The organism is Mesorhizobium sp. Cs1321R2N1, assembly GCF_037179725.1.
Classification (GTDB): Bacteria; Pseudomonadota; Alphaproteobacteria; order Rhizobiales; family Rhizobiaceae; genus Mesorhizobium; species Mesorhizobium salmacidum.
The window spans coordinates 1-6,499 of the sequence record NZ_JAPYKP010000217.1; the positions used below are offsets into that span (position 1 = coordinate 1).

The 6,499-nt window shown below is 63.9% G+C and carries 6 protein-coding genes and 1 pseudogene; 3 read left to right on the top strand and 4 right to left on the bottom strand.

The window, feature by feature from the left end:
- Window positions 1-671, top strand: a 671-nt coding sequence (locus O7A61_RS30300; RefSeq protein WP_337132877.1) for an AraC family transcriptional regulator, incomplete at its 5' end; no start/stop codon positions are given.
- Window positions 672-678: 7 nt separating this feature from the next.
- Here the strand turns inward: O7A61_RS30300 and O7A61_RS30305 are convergent.
- The 4 genes from O7A61_RS30305 to O7A61_RS30320 form a co-directional block, all read right to left on the bottom strand.
- Window positions 679-1,629 (bottom strand): bifunctional helix-turn-helix transcriptional regulator/GNAT family N-acetyltransferase, encoded by a 951-nt coding sequence (locus O7A61_RS30305; RefSeq protein WP_337132878.1) that lies wholly within the window; start codon window positions 1,627-1,629, stop codon window positions 679-681.
- Between the two features lie 73 nt (window positions 1,630-1,702).
- Window positions 1,703-2,848, bottom strand: a complete 1,146-nt coding sequence (locus tag O7A61_RS30310; RefSeq protein ID WP_337132879.1) for an alanine racemase — start codon at window positions 2,846-2,848, stop codon at window positions 1,703-1,705.
- Between the two features lie 2 nt (window positions 2,849-2,850).
- On the bottom strand, window positions 2,851-4,146 hold the full coding sequence (locus O7A61_RS30315; RefSeq protein ID WP_337132882.1) for a D-arabinono-1,4-lactone oxidase: 1,296 nt from the start codon (window positions 4,144-4,146) through the stop codon (window positions 2,851-2,853).
- Window positions 4,147-4,151: 5 nt separating this feature from the next.
- On the bottom strand, window positions 4,152-5,339 hold the full coding sequence (locus O7A61_RS30320; RefSeq protein ID WP_337132880.1) for an MFS transporter: 1,188 nt from the start codon (window positions 5,337-5,339) through the stop codon (window positions 4,152-4,154).
- A 121-nt stretch (window positions 5,340-5,460) separates the two neighbouring features.
- Here O7A61_RS30320 and O7A61_RS30325 point away from each other — a divergent pair, with 121 nt between their 5' ends.
- Entirely contained in the window at window positions 5,461-6,087 is a 627-nt protein-coding gene (locus O7A61_RS30325; RefSeq protein WP_337132881.1) for a TetR family transcriptional regulator, read from the top strand.
- A gap of 273 nt (window positions 6,088-6,360) precedes the next feature.
- Window positions 6,361-6,499: pseudogene (locus O7A61_RS30330) on the top strand (co-chaperone GroES); the annotation flags it as partial.

Here is a 6,499-nt window from a genome sequence, read left to right on the forward strand (position 1 = left end):
GGCTGACCGAGGCGGCGCGCAGGCTCGCCGGCGGGGCGCCCGACATCCTGTGCGTCGCGCTCGACGCCGGCTACAACTCGCATGAGGCTTTCACCCGTGCCTTCCGTGACCAGTTCGGTACCACGCCGGAACTGGTGCGCGCGCAAGGTTCGACCAAGACCCTTGATCTCGTGGAGCCTATCCTGATGGACCACACCCTGCTCGCCAGCCTCGAACCACCGCGCTTCGAGACCAGCCGCCCCTTCCTCATCGCCGGCCTCGGCGAGCGCTACAGCTGCGAATCGAGCGCCGGCATTCCGATGCAGTGGCAGCGTTTCAGCCCTTACATCGGCAACATACCCGGCGAAGTCGCCGGCGTTTTCTACGGTGTCTGCCTCAATGGCGACGATGCCGGCAATTTCGACTATGTCGTCGGCGTCGAAGTGCGCGACTTCGCGGATCTGCCGAAGGAATTCTACCGGGTGCGGGTTCCGGCGCGGAAATACGCCGTTTTCATGCATCGCGAGCACATCTCGACCATCCGGCGTACGATCAATACGATCTGGAACAGTTGGCTGCCGGCCTCCGGCCACGAAATCGCCGACGCGCCGGAATTCGAGCGGTATGGGCCCGAATTCGATGCACGCACAGGTAATGGCGGGCTGGAGATCTGGGTGCCGGTCAAGGCATGACGCGCCGCTACAGTTCCAGATCCCAGTTCTGTCCAACCAGATCCTTGCCGAAGGAATGGTGAGGCTCTTCCTCGATCAGCTTGAAACCGGCCGCCTGATAGATGTGCCGGGCCGCGGTCAAAATGTCGTTGGTCCATAGGGTCAGCGTCTTGTATCCCCTGGCGCGGGCAAAGCCGATGCACTCGTCGACCAGGCGCTTGCCGATGCCGAGGCCGCGCGCCGAAGGTTCGACATAGAGCAGCCGCAGCTTGGCCACCTGATCCGACTTGCGCACGACGAAGACCGAGCCGACGACCTCGCCTTCCCGCTCGGCGATCCAGCCTCGCTCCCATTTCGGATCGAAGGATTTTACGAAATTTGCGAGGATTTCGGCGACCAGGGCCTCATAGGTTTCGTCCCAGCCATAGTCCTGCGCGTAGAGCATCCCTTGCCGGCGGGTGATCCAGCCAATGTCGCCGACCTGCAACGGCCGCAGCAGATAAGGGATTTTCGGCTCGCCACTGTCATCCAGCAGACGCTGCACCGTGCGCATGGAATTGACCAGCCGGTCCTGCTCCGACGCGGGCAGCCGATCGAGCAGCGCCGCGACCTGGTCGTGCGAATCCTTGTTCAGCGGTGCGAACGCGTTCCTGCCCGCCGGCGTCAGCGCGATCGACGATTGCCGCGCGTCCGAAACCAGGGTGACCCTGGAGATGAGATGAAGGCGCTCGAACTTCTTCAGCAAACGGCTGACATAGCCGGCGTCGAGGCCGAGATCGCGCCCGAGGTCGGTCGCGGTCAGTCCGTCACGATGCGCCAACTCGTAGAGCACGCGCGCCTCGGTCAGCGAGAAGGCGCTCTTCAGCAGCCCTTCGTCGAGCAGTCCGATCTGACGGGTATAGAAGCGGTTGAAGGCGCGCACCGCATCAATCAGGTCCTTGCTGGGTGCAGCCTTGTCGGGTTGATGGTGGATTGTCATCGAGTCATCTCCTGCCGGCACAGGATCAATCACTTATTTGACTAAGTCAACTATCAGGAGATGACTCGGACACTTACATCATCGGCAGCACCGGCCAGCGGTCGACGATCCTGCCACCGGAAAGCACCGCGATCGGCCCGAGCTGCTGCAGCACGGCTTCGCTCTGCGTCGGTCGCAGGAACGCGTAGTCGCCTGGCCTGACGACGGCCCCGGCGGGCAGGCCCATGAATTGCTGGTTGGAGGACAGGCCAAGCAGGCCGTTCGCCGTCAGGCCTTCGGGAAACACCGGTTCGGCCATCCATTTGCCGCCATAGAGATAGCAGCCCTTGCGCGGAAACCGGCCGAGCGCCTGGAGCAGACGCGAGACCGCAGGCGGGCCGGGCAGCATTGGCTCGACCAATTTCAGGATCGGCGTCGCGATGAAGGCCGCCGGCCGGAAGCCATCGAGGCCTGGCGTGTCGAAATCGCCGGGCAGCACGAAGGCCGACCCGATCGACACTTCATTGGCAACGCCGCCATGATGAAGCAGCGCGGTCTTGCTGCCACCGATGTTCAAGATGTGGCGCTGGTCCATGCCGAGGCGCGCGACGAAAGCGGCGGCCCGTTGCGAGGCTTGCGCCAACGCCTTGGCCGGCCCGCCGAACAGGGCGGGTATGTGCGGCGCATGCGCCTCATAGGCCATGACGCCTTCGCAGCGCAGCCCTTTGTGGGCCGGCAGCGCCTTAAGCGCCCGCGACAGAGCCTCCGGTTCGGCAAAGCCGCCGCGATGCAGTCCGACATCGATTTCGAAAGCAATGCGCAGTTCGACGCCGAACTCGGCTGCGAGCGCGCCATACTCCGCCAGCCTCTCCTGGGTATCGATCAGCCAGCAGACGCGCGACCAGGCCGCATCGCCTCTGGAAAGCGCCGCCCTTGCCGCGCCAACCGGCATCGGCTTGCCGTACAGCAGATCCGCATCCGGAAACGCGCTCAGCACCGCATCGCTGATCGGCGGATGGAAGGTCATGAAGCGTTGGGTTCCAAGCGCCTTGCCGATATGGGAGAGCAGCGGCAGGCAAGCGAGCGACTTGTCGACCAGCCGTACGGCAAGGCTGGCATCAAGCCTCTCCTTCACCAGGGCGATGTTGCCATCCAGCCGGTCGAGGTCGAGCAGCAGGCAGGGTTGGAAGATGCCCGCCTGCTTCAGCGCATCCGAAAGCGTGGCGAAATAAGCCTTCATCGCTAGATGCCAAAAGGACTGGGTTCGATGCCGAACAAGCCGGCCATGTAGGGCGAGACGAAACGGTTCTGCGGATCGATGTCGCGGCGCACCGCCATCGCATCGTCCCAGCGCGGATAGAGCTTTTTCAGGTCGGCCGCTTTCAGGCTGTGCATCTTGCCCCAGTGCGGCCTGCCGCCATGTCTGCGGAAGATCGGCTCGGCCGCACGCATGAACGGCAGCGGATCGTTCGCCGCGTCATGGTGGATGGCGATGGAACAGGTGAACCTTTTGTGAAAGGGCGAGAGCCAGAATTCGTCTGAGGCCACCGACCGCACCTCCATCGGGAAATAGACTTCCGGAAAATGCTTCTCGGTCAGTTCGATGATCTCGGCCAGCGCCTTCGGCCCCTCCTCGAAGGGAAGGTGATATTCCATTTCGTTGAACCTGGTCTGCCGGTCGCTGGCATAGACGTTGAGCCAGTCCTGCACATAATCCTCGGCCGGCACCTTGGCGACGGCGCCGAGGATCAGCCGGCGGCGCAGCGCCGGCAGCCAGGCAAGCCCGGTTCGCAAGCGACGCAGCGTGCGCAACGAGCCTTCATCATCGTCGGTCGGGCGCACCGTCGTGGCTTCGGCGCTGAAGTCGCTGGCGATGAACTGGGCGTAGCCGGAGAAGGGAATGTAATAGAATTCAGCCGAACGATGCGCGGCCATCATCGTCTCGAAATCGCGCAGCATGTCGACGATCGGCAGCACCCATTTGCGGCGGCGCAGGCGGTAGCTCGCGATGTTGTTCAGCGTCACTTCGCTGAGCACGCCGAAGGCACCGAGGGCGACGCCGATGGCATGGATCGTCTCCTGATCCCCTTCCCGCTTGAATTCGCGGACCTTGCCAAGCCCGTCGACGATCTGCACCGTTTCCAGCTGCGTGTGATAGGCACCGAGCGTCGGCCCCGAGCCATGGGTAGCCGTGCCCAGCGCGCCGCCTATGGCCTGGCGGTCGATGTCGCCCATGTTGGGCAGGCCCTGGCCGATGCCTTGCAGGATGTGCATGAGCGAACCAAGCCGCGTCCCTGCCCGTACGCGCGCCTGATGTTTTTTCGCATCATGCGAGACCAGCCCTTCCAGCTTCTCCAGCGACAGGATGGTGCCTTGCGATTTCACCAGCGGCGTGAAGGAGTGACCGGCGCCGGCGACGCGGACCGGACCGGGTGCGGTGCGAATGAGATCGCAAAGTTCGCCGGCGTCGGCGGGGCTGGCAAGCAGCCGCGGCTCGGCGGTGACAAAGCCCGACCAGTTGCTCCAGCTGTTCGACATGGTGCTCACGCAACAACCCGGCGACGCCGCGCCACGAGGACAAACAGACCGAGCAGCGCCACGCTGGCGACAGCGCTTGCGGCGGCGAATTCCGGAACCGGGCGAAAATCCTTGCCGTCGATGAGCAGCGACGCCGCGACCGGCCCGATCGCCAGGCCGAAAAGCTGGGCGGCCGGTACCAGCAGCACGGCGGTGCGTGTCTCGTCGGCGGTGATCGCCAGCCGGATCTGGTAGGGCACGATGAAGAGCAGGATAAAACCCATGACCAGGGCGGCGACCCAGAATGTCGTGAGGCCAGGTCCGCTGGCAAGCACGAGCGAGGCGACGAGCGCGACGATGCCGATCGCCACGATGGCAACGCGATAGTCGATGCGCGCCTCGAACACGGTCGCCGTCATCGCGCCCAGAACCTGCGCCGCGAGGCTGGCCGAGACGATCAGGCCGATGGTGCGGCCATCGATGCCGAATTGGGCGCCGAGCGGCTCCAGAAAAGCCCAGACGGCACCGAAGAACATGAAGTAGCAGAAGACCGACAAGATCGCGGTGACCGAAGGAACCGTCAGCACATTGGCGAGGTTCTCTTCCTTCGGCAGGTCGGCATAGTCGGCGGGGACAATAAAGGCGACGACCAGCGACAGGACGCAGACGATCGCGAGAACGAGGAAGCCACCCGCCGATCCGGCGGCGGGGATGACATAGAGCGCCAGCAGCAGGGCAAGAGCGCATTGCGCCAGCGTCTGCATGGTGACGAAATAGCCGCCGATGCGTTCGGCGCGCCGCGAACGGGCGATCAGTTCGGTGGCGACCGCGACAAGGCCGCCTTCGGCAAGACCGGCCAGCGCGCGCGCCGCCATCAGCGTGTTGGCCCCGGCGGCATAGGTCGTCCAGACATTCGCCACCGCCAGCAGCAGCAGGAGGACCGCACTTTTCCAGCGCATATTGCGGGCGGAAAGCAGCATCGCGACGATCGCCGAGCCAATCGCGATGGCGATCATCTCGGCGGTGGCGACCAGTGCCAATTCGTCGCCGCTGACATGGCCCTCGGTGTAGAGGGCGCCGAGCAGGACGGGCTGCAGGCCGAGGATGAGCAGGCCGACCGACCCGATCCACAAGGCCGAGGCAAGCTGCCCGCCGGTCGGACTGCCAACCAGCCAGTCGCCATCGCCCTGAAGACCGGTGCTTGTCGAAGTCAAAGGCACCTCCCAACGTCCTTGCCGCGCGGCAGAAAAGCTGACACTCTGTCAGCATTCAGAACCTGATACTTGATCATATTTCTTGTCAACCGGAATTTGGAACCGTCCGAAAGATCGGTGCATGACGGAAGCAAGTCGAACGGCTACCGAGCCCAGGCGCAGGCCCAAGCAGGAGCGCAGCCGCGAGCGCATCGACGCCATCCTGTCGACGACCATGCGGCTGATCGGCGAGAAGGGCATTGATGCCGTCACCATGAAGGAGGTCGGCATGCTGGCGGGCGGGCCGATCGCCACCGTCTATCACTACTTCCCCAACAAGTCGGCGATCCTGGCTATGCTCTATGAGCGGTTTTCCGAGGTCAGCCGGGCGCGCCTGGCGGCGATCATCGCCGATGTCCGCGAAGCGAAGGACGTCATCGCCGCGGCCGACCGGCTGCTTGACGACTATCTCAGCCGTGTCGCCAGCGATCCGGCCATCCAGGATCTGCAGAACGCCATCCAGGCCGACAAGGCGCTGAAGAATCTCGACATCGCCGAAACCCGGCATCAGGCCAAGATGTTCTGCGACCATGTCACCGCCTTGCTCGAGCCGGAAAAGCACGAGCAGTTCGAACGCATGGTCCTGCTGATCTTCCAGCTCGCCGGCGGCGTCGTGCGCCTGGCGCTTGCGCAGGGCGAAGCGGAAAGCCGGCGCACGATCGAGGATTACCGGTCGATCATCCACACCCAGTTGCGGTTGTTCCTCTGACGCGCTTGCGCTTTGTGGCGGTGTCTCCACTTTCCACGAACTCAAATGGCGCGTCGCCAGACCGCGACAGGCCGCGCCCCCGCCGCATTCTTCGCGACGATGCAGCAAGAGAAAAATTTCGCGCGATTGCCGGTTCCCGCGTGCCTTGACTCTCGCAGGTCGGCGGCCTATTTCAGCGCCACGTTAGCACTCGCCATTGATGAGTGCTAACCACGTGTCCGGCACCGCCGGACGGAGGAACTGTTCTCACCGTTCTCATTCGAGGAAGAAAAAATGGCAAAGTCGAAGTTCCGCCCGCTTCATGACCGCGTGGTCGTTCGCCGGGTCGAATCCGAATCCAAGACCGCCGGCGGGATCATCATCCCGGATACGGCAAAGGAAAAGCCGCAGGAAGGCGAGATCATCGCCGTCG

What these genes read in the sequence shown, in the direction of transcription:
- O7A61_RS30315 (WP_337132882.1), bottom strand. Translation starts at nt 4,146, where the DNA reads ATGTCGAACAGCTGGAGCAACTGGTCGGGCTTTGTCACCGCCGAGCCG.
- O7A61_RS30305 (WP_337132878.1), bottom strand. Translation starts at nt 1,629, where the DNA reads ATGACAATCCACCATCAACCCGACAAGGCTGCACCCAGCAAGGACCTG.
- O7A61_RS30325 (WP_337132881.1), top strand. Translation starts at nt 5,461, where the DNA reads ATGACGGAAGCAAGTCGAACGGCTACCGAGCCCAGGCGCAGGCCCAAG.
- O7A61_RS30310 (WP_337132879.1), bottom strand. Translation starts at nt 2,848, where the DNA reads ATGAAGGCTTATTTCGCCACGCTTTCGGATGCGCTGAAGCAGGCGGGC.